Source organism: Sulfitobacter sp. 1A15299 (assembly GCF_043556915.1).
Classification (GTDB): Bacteria; Pseudomonadota; Alphaproteobacteria; order Rhodobacterales; family Rhodobacteraceae; genus Sulfitobacter.
This window is the reverse complement of sequence record NZ_JBIFFJ010000003.1, coordinates 247,875-265,861: the sequence shown is the minus strand read 5'-3', so window position 1 is coordinate 265,861 and position 17,987 is coordinate 247,875. Positions and strand designations below refer to the sequence as shown.

The following is a 17,987-nucleotide window of genomic DNA, read 5'->3' as shown; positions in this document are numbered from 1 at the left end:
AGCTGTGTAAGACCGCAATAGGCCCCCTCAAACATCCAACTCCTCCACAAACTGCGCGTTCTGCTGAATATACGCAAACCGCATCTCCGGCTTCTTCCCCATCAGCCGCTCGACCAGATCCCCGGTCTCGCCCGGCACGTCCTCGTCCACTGTCACGCGGATGAGCTTGCGGGTCGCGGGGTCCATCGTGGTCTCTTTCAGGTCCTTCGCGTCCATCTCGCCCAGACCCTTGAAGCGGCTCACGTCGATCTTGCCTTTGCCGCCCAAGCCCTTCTCCAGCCACAAGTTCTTCTCCGCCTCATCAAGGCAATAGACCCGCTTGGCGCCTTGGGTGAGGCGGAACAGCGGCGGGCAGGCAAGGTACAGGTGGCCTGCGTCAATCAGTGGACGCATCTGGGTGAAGAAGAAGGTCATCAAGAGCGAGGCGATATGCGCGCCGTCGACGTCGGCGTCGGTCATGATGATGATCTTATCGTAGCGCAGATCGTCGAGGTTGAACTTCGTGCCCATGCCAACGCCGAGCGCCTCGCAAAGGTCATTGATCTCGGCATTGGTCGACAGCTTGCTCGAGGCCGCGCCGAGCACGTTGAGGATCTTGCCCTTAAGCGGCAGCAGCGCCTGTTTCTCACGGTTGCGCGCGCCCTTGCCGGAGCCGCCGGCGCTGTCGCCCTCGACGATGAAAAGCTCGGTGCCCTCGCGCGACTTGCTGGTGCAATCGGTCAGCTTGCCGGGCAGGCGCAGTTTCTTGGTGGCGGATTTGCGGGCGGTCTCTTTTTCCTGCTTGCGACGCATCCGCTCCTCGGCGCGCAGGACCAAAAAGTCGAGGATCGCGCCCGCGGATTTCGTATCCGCCGCCAGCCAGTTGTCGAAATGGTCGCGCACCGCGTTCTCGACCAGACGCTGCGCCTCGGTGGTGGCGAGACGGTCCTTGGTCTGGCCGACGAACTCCGGCTCGCGGATGAAGCAGGACACCAGCGCACAACCCCCGGTGATTAGGTCGTCGCGGGTGATGTCCTTGGCCTTGCGGTTGTTCGCAAGCTCGCCATAGGCGCGGATGCCCTTGAGGATCGCAGCCCAGAAGCCGCTCTCATGGGTGCCGCCCTCGGGCGTGGGGACGGTGTTACAATAGGACTGGATGAAACCGTCGCGCGCAGGCGTCCAGTTGATCGCCCATTCCACCTTGCCCGGCACGCCGAAACGCTCCTGGAACTCGACCGTTCCGGCAAAGGGGTTCTCGGCATAGGTGGTGGCCTTGCCCAACGTCTCGCGCAGATAGTCGGCAAGACCGCCGGGGAAGTGGAAGGTCGCCTCCATCGGCGTGTCGCCATCCTCGATCTCGGATTTCCAGCGGATCTCGACACCGGAGAAGAGATAGGCCTTGGAGCGGACCATTTTCAAAAGCCGCGCTGGCTTGAACCGATGCGCGCCGAAAATCTGTTCGTCAGCGTGGAAGGTGACGGTGGTGCCGCGCCGGTTGGGCGCCGCGCCGATCTTCTCCACCGGGCCCTGCGGGATGCCGCGCGAGAACCGCTGCTCGAACAGCTCGCGGTTGCGCGCGACCTGCACCACCATGGAATCCGACAGCGCGTTCACGACCGAGGCGCCGACGCCGTGCAGACCGCCCGAGGTCTGATAGGCCTTGCCCGAGAATTTGCCCCCCGCGTGCAGCGTGCAGAGGATCACCTCCAGCGCGGATTTGTCTGGGAACTTCGGGTGCGGGTCGATCGGGATGCCGCGGCCATTGTCGCGGATGGTGACCGAATAATCGGCGTTCAGCTCCACCTCGATCCGGTTGGCATGGCCCGCGACCGCCTCGTCCATCGAGTTGTCGAGCACCTCGGCCACCATGTGGTGGAGCGCGCGTTCATCGGTGCCGCCGATATACATGCCGGGGCGCTTGCGGACGGGCTCCAGCCCCTCCAGCACTTCGATGGAGGAGGCATCGTATTCGGTGGGTTCCTGGCCGGAAAGAAGGTCGGTCATGCGGGCCTGCTCTTTGTTTGTGGGTGGGGGCCATTTTGACAGCCCCACGCGCCGGGGGCAATCGCGGGTTTGCCTTGGGCTGCGGTTTTGCCCCGGTCAGCCAGCTTTGGCGCGCAGCCAAGCGGCGAGGGTCTCTTCGTCGATGCGGCCTTGGGCCACGTCGCGGATCAGATCGCCCGCTTCGATGGTTTCGTGGGCGATGCGGATGCCATTAAGGTGGAGGCAGACGATCATGGTTTTATAGGCGGTGCGTTTGTTCGCATCGTTGAAGACATGACCGGTGGCCACGGCGACGCAATAGGCGGCGGCAAGATCGAAGCTATCCGCGATCATCCCGTAGACCAGCCTATTGTCCACGCGGGCCAGTGCCCCATCGAGAGATTTATCAAGCGCCCGACCAGCTAGTTCGCCGGGGTTCAAGACGGCATCGTGAATCGTTTCGACAAGCTCGGCGTTCAGCAGGACATAGGTCATTTGTCTTTAAGGTAGTCGAGCACGGGCTGGGTTTGCTCACGGGTCGCGGCAATGCTCTCCATCACTTCATCCAACGTGGCCACGCGCGGCTCTTCTTGCAACGTCGCCTCGGCCGGCACGAAATAGCCCACGCAGCGCGAGTTCTTCATCACCGCCACGGGCTTGCCGCCCGAGCGTTCCAACACCTTATGCGGCTCGCGCATTTCGGTCATGGTGGCGATGTGGTTGGTATGAATGCGGGTCATGGTGCGGCTCCTGAATGCATATACGAATATACATTATTTCACCCATTTTACAAGCGCCGCTGCCCACACCAGTCGAGCACCGCCGCCGCGACCTCCGATGGCTTTTGATGGTGCAGCCAATGATCCGCCCCTTCGATCTCGACCCGCGTGAGGTCTGGCGCGAAAGCCTCCAACCCGGCGGTGGCTTCGGGCAGAAGGGCGGTGTCCTGCGTTCCCCAAATCAGCAAATGTGGGCAGGAGACGCGCAAACGGTCGACCGGGAACTCTGGCAGGTCGCGTAGGGGCTTGTCTGGCGCGGCGACTTGCAGGGGGGAGGCGCGATACCAGTTGATCATCGCCCTGAGCCGCCCCGGCCGCCCCCATTCCGCGCGGTAGTCTTCAAGCCGCGCGGGCGTCAGCCAGCTTAGATCCATATTCGCGGAAAAGAGGTCGAGCAGGCCCGCGAAATCGTCCCGCGCCAGCCGCACCGCGCTGCCTTCGGCGCGCAGGGCATTGATATACTGCGAAGCGCGCGACTGCGCGCCGCCTGCGGCCATGGCGCGCTGAAACGGCACGGGATGCACGCCGTTGAGCACGATCAGCCGGGCCACCAGCTCAGGCCGGAACATCGCCAAAGCGTAACCCACGGAGGCGCCCCAGTCATGCGCCAAGAGGGTCACCGGCCTGTCGCCGATCAGGGCGGCCATATCGGCCATGAGATGCGCCATGGCATAGGGTTCGATCCCTTCGGGCGCGCTGCTTTGGCCATAGCCGCGTTGGTCGGGGGCGATGCAATGGAAGCCTTGGCACAGTAGGGGGGCCAGATCACGCCAAGCGCCGCCATATTCGGGAAAGCCGTGAAGCATCAACAACGGCGGCAGGCTTTCATCGCCCCAGTGGCGAATGAAAATCTCCTGACCGTTCAATCGGCGGGTTTCGGTCCGTGTCGGTTCCATCGCGAGCCCTCCTGTCATCAGCTTTGCCGTTAAGGGCCGGGGGCGCAAGGATTTCATGGCAAAACAGTGGCATCGACACCGCGCAAACCCATGGCAGAGCGTAAAAACCGCACTTCCCCTTTGCAGCGGCCCGGCGTAAGGCTCGTGTCATGACCAAGACAATGACCAACCGCAATCACGTCCGGGCGATCCTGACACTTGGCCTGCCGCTGATCGGCGGGCATCTGGCACAGATGGCGATCGGGGTGACCGACACCGTGATGCTCGGCTGGTATTCGGTCGAGGCGCTGGCGGCGGTGGTCTTGGGCAGCACCTATTTCTTCGTGCTCTTCATCTTTGGCTCGGGTTTTGCCATGGCGGTGATGCCCTTGGTGGCCGCCTATGACGCCGAAGATGACGAGATCGGCCTGCGCCGCGCCACGCGCATGGGGCTGTGGCTCTCGGTAGGGTTCGCCATGATCGCGCTGCCCGCGATGATCTGGTCGCCCGCGGTGCTCGACCTTTTGGGGCAGGGGCCGAACCTTGCCGACCGGGCGGGCGATTACCTCAAGGTGGCGGGCTGGGGCATTCTGCCCGCGCTTTTGGTGATGGTGCTGAAATCCTACCTCGCCGCCTTGGAGCGCACGCAGGTGGTGCTCTGGATCACCCTGCTGGCCGCCGGGGTCAATGCGCTGGCAAATTACGCGCTGATCTTCGGCAACTGGGGCGCGCCGGAGCTTGGCGTGATGGGCGCGGCGGTCGCCTCGGTCACGACGCAATGCGTCTCGTTGATCGGGGTGGTGATCTATGTGCTGATCGCCCTGCCGCAGCACAGCTTGTTCCTGCGGCTCTGGCGAGTGGACGGGCAGATGTTGTTGCGGGTGTTCACGCTGGGGCTGCCGATCGGCTTGACCACGCTGAGCGAAGTCGGCCTTTTCGCCGCCTCCTCGCTGATGATGGGCTGGCTGGGGACGATCCCGCTGGCGGCGCATGGGATTGCCATTCAACTCGCCTCGCTGACCTTCATGGTGCATCTGGGGCTGAGCAATGTCGCCACGATCCGCGCGGGCAATGCCTATGGCCGCCGCGACGTGCCGCATATGAAGCGCGGCGCGGTGATCGTGACCGTGCTGTCGCTGGTCTTTGCGCTGCTCACCATGGTCGGCTTTGTCGGCTGGCCCGAGCCGCTGATCTCGGTCTTCATGCAAGAGGATGAGCCGGCGCGGGCCGAAATCCTTGCCATTGGCACCGGCCTTCTGGTGATGGCGGCCCTGTTCCAACTGGTCGATGGGGCGCAGGTGGTGGCTCTTGGGCTGTTGCGCGGGGTGCAGGATACCAAAGTGCCGATGGTCATGGCCGCGGTCAGCTATTGGATCGTCGGCATGCCCTGTTCCTACCTGCTGGGCTTTGTGCTGGGCTTCGGGGCCATGGGCATCTGGGCCGGTCTGGTGGCGGGGCTGGCGGTGGCCGGGCTGCTGCTGAATGCGCGTTTCTGGGGCGTGATCGTCAAGCGGTTGGCATTTTAGGCCTCAGCCCCGGTCCATCCGATCCGCCTTTTTGCGCACCAGCGTGCTGCGCAGGTCGTGCATGGCGAGCAGCAACTCATCCGTCACCGCCTCAAGCTCGGCATCCGTGGCGCGGGACTGCGCCCATTGGGTGGTGAGGTTCAGATGTTCCACCGCGCGGCGGATGTCGTCGATCTCGCGCGCCGCAAGGGTTTCGCGGCGGGCCTTGGTCCAGCGGGCAATCTCGGTCTGATCGCCTTCGGTCAGACGGTGCTGCCCATGGGGCTTCACCTCTCCGTTGCGGATGTTGACCACGGCGATCTGCTCCATCTCGATCCGGCGCTGGCGGTTCGCGGCATCCAGCCGAAACACCGCCGCGCCATTCTCGCGGACCCTGAAGTAATAGTCGGGAAGATCGCCCGCCATGGTGTTGTCCCTTACGTCAGCCCGGCGCAGAAGCTCTGGATGCGGCTGCACGCCTCTTTCAGCGCCTCATCCGAGGTAGCGTAGCTGACCCGGAAATTTGGCGAAAGCCCGAAGGCCGCGCCAAATACGACCGCAACGCCGGTCTCCTCAAGCAAAGCGGTGGCGAAAGCCTCGTCATCCGTGATCTTGGTGCCCGCCGCCGAAGTCTTGCCGATCAGCCCGGCGATGGAGGGGTAGACGTAAAACGCCCCCTCAGGCGTGGGGCAGGTGATGCCCTCAATGGCCGAGAGCATCTCGACCACCAGGTTGCGCCGCCGCACGAAGGTGGCGTTGTTCTCGGCGATGTAATCCTGCGTGCCGTTCAGCGCCTCGACGGCGGCCCATTGGCTGACCGAGCAGGGGTTCGAGGTGCTTTGCGACTGGATCTTGCGCATCGCACCGATCAGCTTTTCCGGCCCCGCGGCATAGCCGATGCGCCAGCCGGTCATGGCATAGGCTTTCGACACGCCGTTGACCGTCAGCGTGCGGTCGTAGAGCGCGGGTTCCACCTCTGCCGGCGTGCAGAACTCGAACCCGTCGTAGGCGAGATGCTCATACATGTCGTCGGTCATCACCCAGACATGCGGATGGCGCATCAGCACGTCAGTCAGCGCCTTCAGCTCGTCGCGGCTGTAGCCCGCCCCGGTGGGGTTCGAGGGGGAGTTGAAGATGAACCATTTGGTTTTCGGCGTGATCGCCGCTTCCAGCGCCTCGGGGGTGAGCTTGAAGTCGTTCTCCAGCGTCGCGGGGGCAATGACCGGCGTGCCGCCCGCCAAGAGCACCATGTCGGGGTAGCTGACCCAATAGGGCGCGGGGATCACGACCTCTTCGCCGGGGTTCATCGTCGCCATCAGCGCGTTGTAGAGGATCTGCTTGCCCCCCGTGCCGACACTGACCTGCGCGGGCGTGTAATCCAGCCCGTTGTCGCGTTTGAACTTGGCGCAGATCGCCTGTTTCAACTCGGGGATGCCATCGACGGGGGTGTATTTCGTCTTGCCCGCGTTGATCGCGGCCACGGCGGCGTCCTTGATGTTCTGCGGCGTGTCGAAATCCGGCTCGCCCGCGCCAAGCGCGATGATGTCGCGCCCCGCGGCCTTGAGTTCTGCCGCTTTGGTGGTGACGGCGATGGTGGGCGACGGTTTGACCCGATCAAGGGTCGCGGACAGCAGTTCCATTTCAGCCTCGGGTTGCTTATGAATATCTCCACGTTCATAGGGGGCGTCCCCGCACCCGGCAAGGGTGTCTGGCAGGAGAGGAAGCATGACCGACGAGATTGACTGGTACGGCCCCGAGGCCGCCACCTTTGGCGACCGGGTCGCGGCGGCCCGCGAACAGACCGGCATGACACAGGCGATGCTGGCCAAACGGCTGGGCGTGCGCCTCGCCACCCTGCGCGGCTGGGAAAACGACCTGTCCGAGCCGCGCGCCAACCGGCTGTCGATGCTGGCGGGGCTGCTCAATGTCTCGATGATGTGGCTGATCACGGGCGAGGGGGAGGGGGTCGACGCCCCCGAAGCGGGAGAGACCGCGCGCCGTGTCGACCTCGAAGAAGTGCTGGCCGATATGCGCGCCCTGCGCAGCGACCTGCTGAAAAAGGCCGAAACTGTCGGCAAATTGGAAAAGCGCATTCGGCGCCTCATGACGGAGCCCGCAGATGGCTGAAGCCCCCGAACACCGGATCAAACGCCTGCAAATGCGCTCGATGCGCCGGGGCATCAAGGAGATGGACCTGATCCTATCGGCCTATGCCGAGGCGCGGTTGCCCCAGATGGACGATGCGGGCCTCACGCTTTACGACCAGATGCTCAACGAGAATGACCACGACCTCTATCTTTGGGTCAGCGGACAGGCCGAGGCACCTGCCGAATACGCGGCTCTGATCGCGGATATTCGCGGGCAATTGGCCGAAGCGCGGGGCTAATTCAGAAAATCCAAAGGGGTTTAACGAATTATTCTGATTTTTTAGCGAGTTTCCGGTTCAAACAGAGTGAACCGGAGATTTCGCATGAGCATTCAAGACCCCGCCACGCAGCCGATGGCCATAAAGGGTTTCATGGCAGGCTATCTTGAGTCCCTGTCTTTGGTCGAGCGGTTGCATCGCTTGCTGCTGGACGTGATCAAGGACGAATTCGAACGTGTCGGCGTGTTGGAAATCAACGCCGTGCAGGCGCTGCTTTTGTTCAACATCGGCGATAATGAGGTCACCGCGGGGGAGCTTAAAAGCCGCGGCTACTATCAGGGCAGCAACGTCAGCTACAACCTCAAGAAGCTGGTCGAAATGGGCTATATGCACCATCAGCGCTGCGAGATCGACCGCCGTTCCGTGCGTGTGCGGCTGACCGAAAAGGGGCGCTATATCCGCGATGTCGTCGCCGATCTTTTCTCGCGTCATGCCGATGGAATGGAGAGCAAGGGCGTCTTGGGTGACGCAGGGATCGAGGATATCACCCGCTCGCTCAAACGAATGGAGCGGTATTGGACGGATCAGATCCGCTATATCTACTGATCGCGGGCAGGGGGGAGATGGGCATAGGCCCGCCCGTCCAATTCGCGTAGAAGTTTTCGCGTCATGGCGCGGGCGTAGTCTTCGAACCCCTCTGCGATCTCGACGAATGCCCCGGGGCCGAGGATGACCTCGGTCCGGTAGTATGACGCCAGCGCGCCGAGCTCGGTCTGCGTATTGTCACCAAGGCCCGCGTCTTTCGCGCCGATCACCAAGCCGTTGATGGTCAGCCCCTGCGGCCCTTGGGGCGGGTTCTGCAGACTGTCGCCTATATCCCGGGGCCGCGGCCCGAAGTTTGAGATACCATCGCCGGAGATATCCAGCGTGTGTTTCCGGCAATCGGGGCGCGCCGCCACCTGCCGCGCGCCGAATTGCATCGCATCGCCCAAGGCGGTGCCGGGCGAGGCCGCGCGCCGCTCGGTGCTGCGCAGAAGGGTGATGGCATCGTCAAGCGCGGCGGCATCGTGCAATGGCGTCCAAGGCAGGATCACCCGCTGATCGCTGGACCCGCTCCACTCATAGACCATCAGATCGACGTGATGCCCGGGCCGCGCCAGAAGGGCATCCCGCAGGCGCGGATCGTCCAGCGCCTCGGCCACACCGCCCAACTGCAACCGATACTCCCGCGCATCGACAGAACCGGAAACGTCCAGCCCCAAGGCCAGTGCCTGCCGGCAGGCGGCCTCGGCCCATTGCGGGCCGAATTGGGTGAGAAACAGGGCAAGGGCGGCGCGGATCATCTCTTTGCCTTCGGCAGGGCATCAGAAAAGCGCGGATCACGCGCGGGAGGCGGAAAAGCCCCCCGCGCAGCGGTCATCTGCGCCGGGGCGGCGCGGAGGCCCCCCTTACCAATGGCCGGTGTTTTCCATGCTGGCCCATGGCTCCTGCGCGGGCAGGGCGTCCCCCTCTTGCAGCAATTCGACGGAAATATTGTCGGGCGAGCGGACAAAGGCCATGCGCCCGTCGCGCGGCGGGCGGTTGATGGTCACGCCGTTGTCTTGCAAATGCTGGCAGGTCTCATAAATATTCTCGACCGTATAGGCGAGGTGGCCGAAGTGGCGGCTGTCGCTGGGCAGCGCATCGTCGCCATCCCAATTGTAGGTCAGTTCGACATCGGCGTGACCGTCGTCCATGCCCGGCGGGCAGAGGAAAACCAGCGTGAACCGGCCCCCTTCGTTGTCGATCCGGCGCCGCTCGACCAGCCCCAGAAGCTTGTAAAATGCGATGGAGGCGTCGAGATCTTTCACGCGCACCATGGTGTGCAGGTATTTGATGGGCATCGGTTTTCCTTTGGTTGGCCGGCTTGAACGGGGGCGCCGCCCCTTCCAAGCTGGAATGTCGTTCAAAGCGGGCGGAGCAAATCAACCCTTCGCGCTTCGCGGTGGAGTTTAGGGGCGAAACCGCCGGTGTCAAAGTGGGCGGGCAATGTCTGTTGACCGGCTTGAGGCCGAGGGCCCGGAAGGCTATGCAGAAGCAACCGCCACGAATGACGAGGAAGCCCGCGTGAAACAGTACCATGATGCGCTGCGCGAAGTGCTGGAGCAGGGGGTGACCTCGACCGACCGCACGGGAACGGGAACGATCTCTCATTTCGGAATGCAGCAGCGTTACCGAATGGCTGAGGGCTTCCCGTTGGTCACCACGAAAAAACTGCATCTAAAATCCATCGTGCATGAGCTTTTGTGGTTCCTCGCCGGGGATACGAACATCGCCTATCTCAAGGAAAACGGTGTTCGCATCTGGGATGAATGGGCCGATGAAAACGGCGATCTCGGCCCGGTTTACGGCCACCAGTGGCGGCGGTTTCCAATGGTGGGCGAACCGATGCCCCAGCCCGATGGCACAGTGCTGTATCAGGCCGGGCAGGTCGATCAGATCGCCAAACTGGTCGAGGCGATCCGCAAGACCCCCGACAGCCGCCGCCTGATCGTTTCGGCGTGGAATCCCGGCGAGGTGGACCAGATGGCGCTGCCGCCCTGCCATACGCTCTGGCAGGTACGCATCGCGGGCGGCAAGCTGCATCTGCAGCTTTACCAACGCTCGGCGGATATGTTCCTTGGCGTGCCCTTCAACATCGCCTCCTACGCGCTGCTTTTGGAAATGCTGGCCCATGTGACCGGCTACACCCCCGGCGATTTCGTCCATTCCATGGGCGACGCGCATATCTATTCCAACCATCTGGAGCAGGTGAAAACCCAGCTTGCGCGCACGCCCAAGCCGCTGCCCAAGCTGCGGATCAACCGCGAGGTCAGTTCGATCTTTGATTTCCGCTATGAGGATTTCACCTTCGAGGGCTATGATCCCGACCCCGCGATCAAAGCGCCGGTGGCGGTCTGATGCTGAGCCTGATCGTCGCCCGCGCCCGCAACGGTGCCATTGGCAAAGACGGGGATATCCCTTGGTCCCTGCCCGAAGACCTGAAATTTTTTCAGCGTGAAACCACCGGCGGGGCCATCATTATGGGGCGCCGCACTTGGGAGAGTTTGCCGTTTAAGCCACTGAAAAACCGGCTGAATTGCGTCGTTAGCAGTGGCGAAGTCGAGGGTGTCCATGTGGCGCGCGACCCGCAAGCCGCCTTGGGCTATTGCGCAGCAGAGGGCTATCGCCGGGTCTACGGCATTGGCGGCGAAGGCATCTACCGCGCGCTTTTGCCCCTCGCAGATCGGCTTTTGGTGACCGAAGTGGATCTGGAGATCGAGGGCGCCGATGCGTTCTTTCCCGCATTCGACCCGGAAGAGTGGATCGAGTTGGGCAACCTCTGCCTGCGCACAACCGGCCCGCGCGCCATCGCACGGGAGTGGCTGCGCCGCTGCTGACGGGCCATTGACATGGGCCGCGCGGCGGGCATCACTGCAGGCCATGTTTGATCTGTCCGCACCGCCCGAAGGGTTTGTCGAAAACCCGTTCCCCCATTACGACCGCCTGCTGCGCGAGGCCCCGGTGCTGCGCCAGCCTGACGGCTCGGTGCTGATCTGCCGTCATGCGGATTTGAACGCGATCTACCGCGACACCACGCTTTATATCTCGGACAAGAAACTGGCCTTTGCGCCGAAATTCGGCCCCGGCAGCCCCTTGTTCGAACATCACACCACCAGCCTCGTTTTCAATGACCCGCCCCTGCATACCCGCGTGCGGCGGATCATGACCTCGGCCCTCACGCCCAAGGCGCTGGCGCGGATGGAGCCGGGGTTGATCGACACGGTCGACCGGCTGCTTGAGGGGCTTGGCCCCACGCCGGACCTGATCGAGGACTATGCCAGTTGCATCCCGGTGCAGATCATCGGCAACCTGCTGGACGTGCCAATGGAAGAGCGCGGCCCGCTTCGCGATTGGTCGCTGGCGATCCTCGGCGCGCTGGAGCCGACCTTGAGCGAGGCGGAGCTTGAGGCGGGCCATACCGCGGTGCGCGAGTTCAAAGCCTATCTGCAAGACCTCATCGCGCGGCGCCGGGCCGCGCCGGGGGATCCCGAAACCGATGTGCTGACCCGGCTGATTGCCGGGGATGACGGTGGCCAGTTGACTGAGATTGAGTTGATCCAGAACTGTATCTTCATCCTGAACGCAGGTCATGAGACGACGACCAATCTGATCGGCAGCGCCCTTGCGCTGCTGCATGACCATCCCGACCAGAAGGCGCGACTGCTGGCCGATCCTGACCTGATCGGGCCTTGCATCGAAGAGGTGCTGCGCTTCCGCTCGCCCAATCAATTCGGCAACCGGGAGACCACGGCCCCGGTCACCATCGGCGGGGTCGAGATCGCGGCGGGCAGCAACCTGCACCTTTGCATCGGCGCGGCGAACCGCGACCCGGAAGTCTTTGAGGAACCGACAAAATTCGATATCGGGCGCAAGCCCAATCGGCATCTGGCCTTTGCCGGTGGCCCGCATGTCTGCGTCGGGCTGACCTTGGCACGGATGGAGGGGAAGATCGCGCTTCAACGCTTTCTGAACCGCTACCCGGATTATGAAATCAGCACGACCCGCCAAGGCGGCGGGCGCATCCGCTTTCACGGCTATGCGACGATTCCGGCGCGGTTGACTAAGATGGGCTTAACATAAAAGGCTGGACTAAAGGAAAGTGTCCCGGCAATCTTCGTATATATTATATATAATTACGAGGTTTATCATGCGTCTCACAGCTATTGCAGCGGCGGTCGGGCTGCTTTCGGCCGGGCTCGCCGGTCAGGTCTCGGCAGAGCCCAAGGTCTACGCCTATCCCAGTTCCGCAAATTATTGCCCGGCGGGGCTGCAGCCGGTGACCCTTGGCGGGGCGATCTGCTGCGGCACGCCGAACCAGAGCATGACCTATGCTGAGGTCAAAGCGCACCCCGTACAGCGCCGTCACCGCGTAGTCACACCGCGCCGATCAGCCCGCGTGCCTTGCCCGGTTGGGGCCAAGGGCTGTTCGTATAACTGATCTGTCAAGCAACCCCCGGCGCGGGACGCCGGGTGTTTTCTTGCAATATGGCGGTCAGACCAGCGCGAGGTCGGTGGCCATCTGCCGACCGTCGCGGCCTTCGGTCAATTCATAGCTGACCTTTTGATCGTCCGCCAAGCCGGTCAGGCCCGACCGTTCGACCGCCGAAATATGAACAAATACATCGTTACCGCCGCTTTCGGGGGCGATGAACCCGTAGCCTTTGGTGGTGTTAAACCATTTCACGGTGCCAGTTGGCATAATCTCCGCGCCTCCTTTGTCTTTGCGTCTCTGCATCCAGCAGAATGGCGAAAGCGATTGAATTGCGACCCGCCATAATAGAAAGATCGCGCGGACTGGAAAAAAATCAAGCGATCAGCGGCGAGATCCGTAAATCGCGGCGGGATCGCAGGGCCGAGGGAGACGGATGTGCTAATTTATGGGCTGAAAAATTGTGACAGCTGTCGCAAGGCGAAAAAGGCGCTGCCAGAGGCGCAATTGGTCAATGTACGGGAGGAGGGCGTCCCCACAAAGGTCTTGGAAAAGGCCCACGCGCAGTTTGGTGCGGCCTTGCTCAACACCCGCTCAACCACCTGGCGCGGGCTGGATGACGCGGCCCGGAAGGAGGAGCCGCTGGCCCTGATCCAAGCCCATCCGGCCCTGATGAAGCGGCCCCTGATCGCGGTGGGTGATCGGCTATTTCTCGGGTGGAATAAAGAGATAGAGGCCGATGTTCAAGCGATGCTTTAACTGCGGCCTGTAATCAGCCGGTCCAATGACAGGGGGCCGGCCCCTTTGATGACCAGCACCAAAAGCAAGAAGACCCAGAGCGCCCGCTGGTCAAGGATATGGGCGTCGGGAAAACGGTCGAACCATGCGCCGAGGGCGCTGCCGTGGCCGTAAAGATCAGTCAGCGATTGCACTGCGACAAAGCCCACCATCGCCAGCGCGGCCAATCGGGTCAACAGGCCGATGGTGATGAGCAGGGGCAGGATGAACTCCGCCACTGTTCCGGCGACGACGACGAGCCAATGAAACAGCCCAAGCGCGTCGCTGTCATAGTCGACTGCCTCGAAAACGCGGGGGAAGATCTGGGCGTAGGCACCGGTGGAGGGGGTAAAAAGGCCCAAGGGGCCGGGGCCGAGTTTGGTTAGACCCGCGTTCAGAAAGTAGACCAGCAGCACCGCAGCAAAGAGGAAGCGGGCAAGGGTTGGAAGCAGCCAGTCGGCGCCCTCCAGTCGGTCGGCGGTGGTGCGGTAAAGGCGCAGAACTCGGGTCATTGGCTTTCCTCCACAGAGATCGCGCTGAAGACGCCGTGGCTCAGGGCAAAGCTCAGGGCGGCGGCGAGGTCGAACTCAGGTGCGCCTTCGACCGTCGCGTCATGGGCCGCCCCGAAGCTCTGCCCCTCGGCGAGGTGACCGAGCCATTGCGCCGCGCCGGGTGGTGCCAGATGCGGGGCGGGATCATAGGCGGGGCGGGTGATCACCACGCCCTGCGCTGCATTGCGCGGTTTGGGCGCATCATCGGTAAAATTATAGCGCCAGATGTCGAAAAGCGGCCAATCTGACCGCAAAACGCGGGTCGCGGGGGCGAGGGTGAGCGTGGCTCCCATCAGCGCATCGGGGGAGAGCGCCTCAAGGGTCTGCGGATCCAGCGGTGCCGCATCGGCGGCGTGGTAGGAGGACCGCAGCGCGAGGTCGAGCCTTGCGGCATCGGCGAGATAGCCGACTTTCGCCAGCGGCGCGAAACCTGCGATGAAGGCCGGGAAATCCGCGCCATAATGCATCATCATCGGCGATTTCGGCGGGTGCGTCCGGACATAGAGCGGCGCGAGGTCGGCAAAATTGCGGGCGCCGATCAGCCTGCGCACCAGCGGAAAGGCCACTTCGAGAGCCGCGATCAGGGAATGGGTGACGTTGTTGCGATAAACACCATAGCGCGCGCCCGCCGGTTGCCCCTTGCCATCGCGCAGCCCCTCGGGGGCGGGGCGCGCGGGGTCAAGCAGCGCCGCGCGAAAACTTTGCTGATCGGTCACGCCAGCACCTCGGCGGCGCGATTTGCCTCGGCCCGCAGTACGGGCCAGTCGGGCACGTCATTGTCCCACTCGACCAATACCGGCTTTGGACCGGTTTGGGCCAGCGTGTAGCTGAGCAAGTCCCAAACCGGATCGACGACCGCTTTGCCATGGCTGTCGATTAACAGCGGCGCGCCGTGATCGTCGGTGTCGTCGTCATGTCCGCCCACATGGATCTCGCCCACATGGTCTGTCGGGAAGGCGTCGATGTAGCCCCGCGGCGATAGCCCGAGGTTGGTCGCGGAAATGAAGACATTGTTGACATCCAGCAAGAGGCCACACGAGGTTCGCGCAATGACCTCCGATAAAAAGTCGGTTTCGGACAAGTCGGATTCCGCAAATGCAAGATAGCTGGAGGGGTTTTCCAGCAGCATTTGCCGCTCCAGGACGTCTTGCACCTGATTGATATGCCCGGCGACGCGGGTCAGCGTTTCCTCGGTATAGGGCAGGGGGAGGAGGTCGTTGAGATACTCCATCCCATGGGACGACCACGCCAGATGTTCGGAGAAGGACGCGGACTGGGTTCGGTCACAAAGGGTCTTGAGCCGCGCGAGATGGTCTGTGTCGAGCGGGCCTTCGCCGCCGATCGACAGGCCGACACCATGGACCGACAGGGCGAAACGTTCCTGCAAGGCGCGCAGCTGCGCATGGGGGCGGCCACCATCGCCCATGTAGTTCTCGGCATGTACCTCGATCCAGCGGACCGGGCCGGGGTCGGCCATCAAGCCATCGAAATGCCGGGATTTATATCCGACCCCGGGGGCATTGGGCAGCGTGGTGAGAGGGGGGGTATCGTCGCGCATATCGGCCTCCGGCATGGGGCGGGGCAGGGTCCGGGCGGGTGCCGCCCGGACCGCTTTGATCAAGCGGGCAGGTCGCGGTCCAGCGGTTCCAAAGAGCCGGTCCGCTCGGTCCCGTCGGCCATGGCGGGCAGGTCGATCTCGGCGCAGGTGCCTTCGTCGACGAGGGTCCATGCGTTGCCTTGGTAATCGGTCACGGAGGTGCCGGCGCAGGTCGTGCCGGGGCCGGCGGCGCAGTCGTTCTCACCGGCCAGCGACACGCCATAGCATTTCTCTTGCGAGGCGGCGGAGGCGGTGGTGGCGTGGCTGCCGAGCGCGGCAGCAACGGCCCCTGCGATGGCGGCGGTCTTGAGTGTGTTGGACATTGTCGTTTCCTTCCTGATGGTGTTGACAGGCTTACTAGAACAGCCCGCTCGCTCACAAGCCAGTCACGAGCGAGTGTGTCACAGTCCCGTCAGAATATACGCGGAAAACCGGCGAAAGTTGTAACGTTCCCGCGCTGGAAGGGAGGGATTGTTACAAAAACGCTCCCGGCAGCTAGGGGCATATTGCCCGCAAACCCGCCGGAGCGCATGTTTGTTACACCGCGTTAGCGCAGGTCAGGCGGGGTCGCGTCCTGTGCCAATTCGGCAGTGAGTGCGTCGAGCGGCTGTACGGATGTCTGCTTTTGCCCCAGACGCCGCACCGAGACGGTGCGCTCTTCGACCTCGCGCGCGCCCACGGCGAGGATCACCGGCACCTTGCCCAGTGAATGCTCGCGGACCTTGTAGTTGATCTTTTCGTTGCGCATGTCCGCCTCGGCGCGGACGCCAGCGGCCTTCAGGGTCTCCACGACCTCGGCCACATAATCATCCGCCTCGGAGGTGATGGAGGCCACGACCACCTGTCGCGGGGCCAGCCAGAAGGGAAGCTTGCCGGCGTGTTCCTCGATCAGGATGCCGATGAACCGCTCGAAACTGCCCAGGGTGGCGCGGTGCAGCATCACGGGGCGGTGCTTGTTGCCGTCCTGACCGATAAAGCTCGCCTCCAGCCGCTCCGGCAGGTTCGCGTCCACCTGCAGGGTGCCGCATTGCCAGTTGCGCCCGATGGCGTCGGTCAGGGTGAACTCGAGCTTCGGCCCGTAGAAGGCGCCTTCGCCCTCGAGCACCTCGAAGTCATAGCCCGCGGCCTTGCAGGCATCGCCAAGCGCCTGTTCCATGTGGTCCCAAGTCTCGTCCGAACCGATCCGTTTCTCGGGCCGGGTCGAGAGTTTGATGGTCCAGTTCTCGAACCCAAGGTCGGCATAGACCTTGGACAGGAATGCGATGAACTTCGCGGTTTCCGCGGTGATCTGATCCTCGGCGCAGAAGATATGGCCGTCGTCTTGGGTAAAGCCACGCACCCGCATGATGCCGTGCAGCGCGCCCGAAGGCTCGTAGCGCGCGCAGGAGCCGAACTCGGCCATGCGCAGCGGCAGGTCGCGGTAGGACTTCAGACCCTGATTGAAGACCTGCACGTGGCAGGGGCAGTTCATTGGCTTGAGCGCATTCACCGCCTTCTCGCGGGCGTGCTCCTCGTCCACTTCGACGATGAACATGTTTTCCTGGTACTTGTCCCAGTGGCCGGATTTTTCCCAGAGCTTGCGGTCCACGACCTGCGGGGTGTTCACCTCGACATAGCCGTCGCGGTCCTGCATCCGGCGCATGTAGTCCTGCAAGGTGGTGTAGATGCGCCAGCCGTTAGGGTGCCAGAAGACCTGACCGGGCGCCTCTTCCTGCATGTGGAACAGGCCCATTTCCTTGCCCAGCTTGCGGTGGTCGCGCTTGGCGGCCTCCTCCAGCATGTTGAGATGGGCGCGCAGTTTCTCCTTGCCGGTGAAGGCCACGCCGTAGATGCGCTGCAACATGGCGCGGCTGCTGTCGCCGCGCCAATAGGCGCCGGCGATGGACATCAGCTTGAAGGCATCGCCCGGGACTTGGCCAGTGTGTTGCAGGTGCGGGCCGCGGCAGAGATCCTGCCAGTCGCCGTGCCAATACATCCGCAGAGGCTCGTCGCCGGGGATCGCCTCGATCAGCTCGACCTTGTAGGGCTCGCCCAAGTCTTCGTAATGCTTGATCGCGCGGGCGCGGTCCCAGACCTCGGTGCGGACGGGATCGCGCTTGTTGATGATCTCTTTCATCTTCTTTTCGATCAGGCCGAGGTCTTCGGGGGTGAAGGGCTCCTTGCGGTCGAAGTCGTAGTACCAGCCGTCTTTGATGACGGGGCCGATGGTGACCTTGGTGTCGGGCCAGATTTCCTGCACGGCGCGGGCCATGATGTGGGCGAGGTCGTGGCGCACCAGCTCGTTGGCCTGTTCTTCGTCGGCCATGGTGTGGATGGCGATGCTGGCGTCGGCTTCGATCGGCCAGGCCAGATCGTAATGCGCGCCGTTGACGGTGGCGCTGATGGCCTTTTTGCCAAGCGATTTGGAGATGTCGGCAGCCACTTCACCAGCGGTGATCCCGGCGTCGTACTGCCGGCTGTTGCCATCGGGAAGGGTGAGGGAGATTTGGGCCATCTTGGGCGCTCCTCGTCGGTTTGGCGCCTACGAGACGCCCGGTTGCGGGTTATGTGTTGGGCCTATGTGGC

General features: G+C 63.2%; 23 protein-coding genes. 9 read left to right on the top strand and 14 right to left on the bottom strand.

Annotated features, from left to right (window positions below; genetic code table 11):
• Window positions 1–27 precede the first annotated feature (27 nt).
• The 4 genes from parE to ACGYK7_RS06630 all read right to left on the bottom strand — a co-directional run bounded on the left by parE (window position 28) and on the right by ACGYK7_RS06630 (window position 3,637).
• Window positions 28–1,983: a DNA topoisomerase IV subunit B gene (gene parE, locus ACGYK7_RS06645; RefSeq protein ID WP_394400184.1), complete on the bottom strand. Its 1,956-nt coding sequence runs from the start codon at window positions 1,981–1,983 to the stop codon at window positions 28–30.
• A gap of 96 nt (window positions 1,984–2,079) precedes the next feature.
• Window positions 2,080–2,457, bottom strand: a complete 378-nt coding sequence (locus ACGYK7_RS06640; RefSeq protein ID WP_394400182.1) for a type II toxin-antitoxin system death-on-curing family toxin — start codon at window positions 2,455–2,457, stop codon at window positions 2,080–2,082.
• Window positions 2,454–2,702, bottom strand: coding sequence for a hypothetical protein (locus ACGYK7_RS06635; protein ID WP_067263649.1), 249 nt, complete (start codon window positions 2,700–2,702; stop codon window positions 2,454–2,456). Before ACGYK7_RS06635 ends, ACGYK7_RS06640 begins: the two co-directional genes overlap by 4 nt.
• Window positions 2,703–2,749: 47 nt before the next feature.
• Window positions 2,750–3,637: an alpha/beta fold hydrolase gene (locus ACGYK7_RS06630; protein WP_394400180.1), complete on the bottom strand. Its 888-nt coding sequence runs from the start codon at window positions 3,635–3,637 to the stop codon at window positions 2,750–2,752.
• A gap of 149 nt (window positions 3,638–3,786) precedes the next feature.
• Between ACGYK7_RS06630 and ACGYK7_RS06625 the strand changes: the two genes are divergently transcribed.
• Window positions 3,787–5,142, top strand: coding sequence for an MATE family efflux transporter (locus ACGYK7_RS06625; RefSeq protein WP_394400178.1), 1,356 nt, complete (start codon window positions 3,787–3,789; stop codon window positions 5,140–5,142).
• A gap of 3 nt (window positions 5,143–5,145) precedes the next feature.
• On the opposite strand, the gene ACGYK7_RS06620 is transcribed toward ACGYK7_RS06625, so the two are convergent.
• The gene (locus ACGYK7_RS06620; RefSeq protein WP_394400176.1) at window positions 5,146–5,547 is read right to left on the bottom strand and encodes a hypothetical protein; all 402 of its coding nucleotides are present in this window, start codon (window positions 5,545–5,547) and stop codon (window positions 5,146–5,148) included.
• A gap of 11 nt (window positions 5,548–5,558) precedes the next feature.
• Window positions 5,559–6,761 carry a pyridoxal phosphate-dependent aminotransferase gene (locus ACGYK7_RS06615; RefSeq protein ID WP_394400174.1) on the bottom strand — a complete coding sequence of 401 codons (1,203 nt, stop codon included), beginning with the start codon at window positions 6,759–6,761 and terminating at the stop codon, window positions 5,559–5,561.
• Between the two features lie 85 nt (window positions 6,762–6,846).
• On the opposite strand from ACGYK7_RS06615, the gene ACGYK7_RS06610 reads away from it, so the two are divergent.
• From ACGYK7_RS06610 to ACGYK7_RS06600, 3 genes are all read left to right on the top strand, one after another.
• The gene (locus ACGYK7_RS06610; RefSeq protein ID WP_394400172.1) at window positions 6,847–7,248 is read left to right on the top strand and encodes a multiprotein-bridging factor 1 family protein; all 402 of its coding nucleotides are present in this window, start codon (window positions 6,847–6,849) and stop codon (window positions 7,246–7,248) included.
• Window positions 7,241–7,507: a succinate dehydrogenase assembly factor 2 gene (locus ACGYK7_RS06605; RefSeq protein ID WP_322328133.1), complete on the top strand. Its 267-nt coding sequence runs from the start codon at window positions 7,241–7,243 to the stop codon at window positions 7,505–7,507. The genes ACGYK7_RS06610 and ACGYK7_RS06605 overlap by 8 nt, the downstream gene beginning before the upstream one ends.
• 84 nt (window positions 7,508–7,591) lie before the next feature.
• Window positions 7,592–8,092 (top strand): MarR family winged helix-turn-helix transcriptional regulator, encoded by a 501-nt coding sequence (locus tag ACGYK7_RS06600; RefSeq protein WP_067262129.1) that lies wholly within the window; start codon window positions 7,592–7,594, stop codon window positions 8,090–8,092.
• Here ACGYK7_RS06600 and ACGYK7_RS06595 read toward each other — a convergent pair.
• Both ACGYK7_RS06595 and ACGYK7_RS06590 read right to left on the bottom strand, forming a co-directional pair.
• Window positions 8,086–8,829: a DUF1194 domain-containing protein gene (locus tag ACGYK7_RS06595; RefSeq protein WP_394400170.1), complete on the bottom strand. Its 744-nt coding sequence runs from the start codon at window positions 8,827–8,829 to the stop codon at window positions 8,086–8,088. The genes ACGYK7_RS06600 and ACGYK7_RS06595 overlap by 7 nt on opposite strands.
• Window positions 8,830–8,934: 105 nt before the next feature.
• Entirely contained in the window at window positions 8,935–9,369 is a 435-nt protein-coding gene (locus ACGYK7_RS06590) for a VOC family protein (RefSeq protein ID WP_067262125.1), read from the bottom strand.
• Between the two features lie 223 nt (window positions 9,370–9,592).
• Here ACGYK7_RS06590 and ACGYK7_RS06585 point away from each other — a divergent pair, with 223 nt between their 5' ends.
• The 4 genes from ACGYK7_RS06585 to ACGYK7_RS06570 all read left to right on the top strand — a co-directional run bounded on the left by ACGYK7_RS06585 (window position 9,593) and on the right by ACGYK7_RS06570 (window position 12,506).
• The gene (locus tag ACGYK7_RS06585; RefSeq protein WP_394400408.1) at window positions 9,593–10,426 is read left to right on the top strand and encodes a thymidylate synthase; all 834 of its coding nucleotides are present in this window, start codon (window positions 9,593–9,595) and stop codon (window positions 10,424–10,426) included.
• Window positions 10,426–10,905, top strand: a complete 480-nt coding sequence (locus ACGYK7_RS06580; protein WP_394400168.1) for a dihydrofolate reductase — start codon at window positions 10,426–10,428, stop codon at window positions 10,903–10,905. The genes ACGYK7_RS06585 and ACGYK7_RS06580 overlap by 1 nt, the downstream gene beginning before the upstream one ends.
• 43 nt (window positions 10,906–10,948) lie before the next feature.
• Entirely contained in the window at window positions 10,949–12,148 is a 1,200-nt protein-coding gene (locus ACGYK7_RS06575; RefSeq protein WP_394400166.1) for a cytochrome P450, read from the top strand.
• A 67-nt stretch (window positions 12,149–12,215) separates the two neighbouring features.
• The gene (locus ACGYK7_RS06570; RefSeq protein WP_394400164.1) at window positions 12,216–12,506 is read left to right on the top strand and encodes a hypothetical protein; all 291 of its coding nucleotides are present in this window, start codon (window positions 12,216–12,218) and stop codon (window positions 12,504–12,506) included.
• Between the two features lie 54 nt (window positions 12,507–12,560).
• Here the strand turns inward: ACGYK7_RS06570 and ACGYK7_RS06565 are convergent, their stop codons facing one another.
• Window positions 12,561–12,767: a cold-shock protein gene (locus ACGYK7_RS06565; RefSeq protein ID WP_394400162.1), complete on the bottom strand. Its 207-nt coding sequence runs from the start codon at window positions 12,765–12,767 to the stop codon at window positions 12,561–12,563.
• 168 nt (window positions 12,768–12,935) lie between these two features.
• Here ACGYK7_RS06565 and ACGYK7_RS06560 point away from each other — a divergent pair, with 168 nt between their 5' ends.
• Window positions 12,936–13,256, top strand: a complete 321-nt coding sequence (locus ACGYK7_RS06560) for an arsenate reductase family protein (RefSeq protein ID WP_394400160.1) — start codon at window positions 12,936–12,938, stop codon at window positions 13,254–13,256.
• On the opposite strand, the gene ACGYK7_RS06555 is transcribed toward ACGYK7_RS06560, so the two are convergent.
• From ACGYK7_RS06555 to thrS, 5 genes are all read right to left on the bottom strand, one after another.
• Window positions 13,253–13,786: a DoxX family membrane protein gene (locus ACGYK7_RS06555; protein WP_394400158.1), complete on the bottom strand. Its 534-nt coding sequence runs from the start codon at window positions 13,784–13,786 to the stop codon at window positions 13,253–13,255. The two genes, ACGYK7_RS06560 and ACGYK7_RS06555, sit on opposite strands and share 4 nt — an antisense overlap.
• A complete protein-coding gene (locus ACGYK7_RS06550; RefSeq protein ID WP_394400156.1) occupies window positions 13,783–14,541 on the bottom strand; it encodes a putative DNA-binding domain-containing protein in 759 nt (252 codons plus the stop codon). The genes ACGYK7_RS06555 and ACGYK7_RS06550 overlap by 4 nt, the downstream gene beginning before the upstream one ends.
• Window positions 14,538–15,383 (bottom strand): DUF692 domain-containing protein, encoded by an 846-nt coding sequence (locus tag ACGYK7_RS06545; RefSeq protein WP_394400154.1) that lies wholly within the window; start codon window positions 15,381–15,383, stop codon window positions 14,538–14,540. The genes ACGYK7_RS06550 and ACGYK7_RS06545 overlap by 4 nt, the downstream gene beginning before the upstream one ends.
• Before the next feature lie 59 nt (window positions 15,384–15,442).
• Window positions 15,443–15,745, bottom strand: a complete 303-nt coding sequence (locus ACGYK7_RS06540; protein ID WP_067260973.1) for a DUF2282 domain-containing protein — start codon at window positions 15,743–15,745, stop codon at window positions 15,443–15,445.
• A 224-nt stretch (window positions 15,746–15,969) separates the two neighbouring features.
• Complete coding sequence (thrS, locus tag ACGYK7_RS06535; RefSeq protein WP_394400152.1) at window positions 15,970–17,916, bottom strand: threonine--tRNA ligase; 1,947 nt, start codon at window positions 17,914–17,916, stop codon at window positions 15,970–15,972.
• Between the last annotated feature and the right edge of the window lie 71 nt (window positions 17,917–17,987).

Bases quoted from the DNA above. Each gene is read 5' to 3' on its own strand.
- ACGYK7_RS06595 (WP_394400170.1), bottom strand. From the start codon at position 8,829: ATGATCCGCGCCGCCCTTGCCCTGTTTCTCACCCAATTCGGCCCGCAA.
- ACGYK7_RS06630 (WP_394400180.1), bottom strand. From the start codon at position 3,637: ATGGAACCGACACGGACCGAAACCCGCCGATTGAACGGTCAGGAGATT.
- ACGYK7_RS06610 (WP_394400172.1), top strand. From the start codon at position 6,847: ATGACCGACGAGATTGACTGGTACGGCCCCGAGGCCGCCACCTTTGGC.
- ACGYK7_RS06545 (WP_394400154.1), bottom strand. From the start codon at position 15,383: ATGCGCGACGATACCCCCCCTCTCACCACGCTGCCCAATGCCCCCGGG.
- ACGYK7_RS06620 (WP_394400176.1), bottom strand. From the start codon at position 5,547: ATGGCGGGCGATCTTCCCGACTATTACTTCAGGGTCCGCGAGAATGGC.
- ACGYK7_RS06540 (WP_067260973.1), bottom strand. From the start codon at position 15,745: ATGTCCAACACACTCAAGACCGCCGCCATCGCAGGGGCCGTTGCTGCC.
- ACGYK7_RS06600 (WP_067262129.1), top strand. From the start codon at position 7,592: ATGAGCATTCAAGACCCCGCCACGCAGCCGATGGCCATAAAGGGTTTC.
- ACGYK7_RS06570 (WP_394400164.1), top strand. From the start codon at position 12,216: ATGCGTCTCACAGCTATTGCAGCGGCGGTCGGGCTGCTTTCGGCCGGG.
- ACGYK7_RS06605 (WP_322328133.1), top strand. From the start codon at position 7,241: ATGGCTGAAGCCCCCGAACACCGGATCAAACGCCTGCAAATGCGCTCG.
- ACGYK7_RS06565 (WP_394400162.1), bottom strand. From the start codon at position 12,767: ATGCCAACTGGCACCGTGAAATGGTTTAACACCACCAAAGGCTACGGG.
- parE (WP_394400184.1), bottom strand. From the start codon at position 1,983: ATGACCGACCTTCTTTCCGGCCAGGAACCCACCGAATACGATGCCTCC.
- ACGYK7_RS06555 (WP_394400158.1), bottom strand. From the start codon at position 13,786: ATGACCCGAGTTCTGCGCCTTTACCGCACCACCGCCGACCGACTGGAG.
- ACGYK7_RS06625 (WP_394400178.1), top strand. From the start codon at position 3,787: ATGACCAAGACAATGACCAACCGCAATCACGTCCGGGCGATCCTGACA.
- ACGYK7_RS06635 (WP_067263649.1), bottom strand. From the start codon at position 2,702: ATGACCCGCATTCATACCAACCACATCGCCACCATGACCGAAATGCGC.
- ACGYK7_RS06615 (WP_394400174.1), bottom strand. From the start codon at position 6,761: ATGGAACTGCTGTCCGCGACCCTTGATCGGGTCAAACCGTCGCCCACC.
- thrS (WP_394400152.1), bottom strand. From the start codon at position 17,916: ATGGCCCAAATCTCCCTCACCCTTCCCGATGGCAACAGCCGGCAGTAC.
- ACGYK7_RS06575 (WP_394400166.1), top strand. From the start codon at position 10,949: ATGTTTGATCTGTCCGCACCGCCCGAAGGGTTTGTCGAAAACCCGTTC.
- ACGYK7_RS06640 (WP_394400182.1), bottom strand. From the start codon at position 2,457: ATGACCTATGTCCTGCTGAACGCCGAGCTTGTCGAAACGATTCACGAT.
- ACGYK7_RS06580 (WP_394400168.1), top strand. From the start codon at position 10,426: ATGCTGAGCCTGATCGTCGCCCGCGCCCGCAACGGTGCCATTGGCAAA.
- ACGYK7_RS06590 (WP_067262125.1), bottom strand. From the start codon at position 9,369: ATGCCCATCAAATACCTGCACACCATGGTGCGCGTGAAAGATCTCGAC.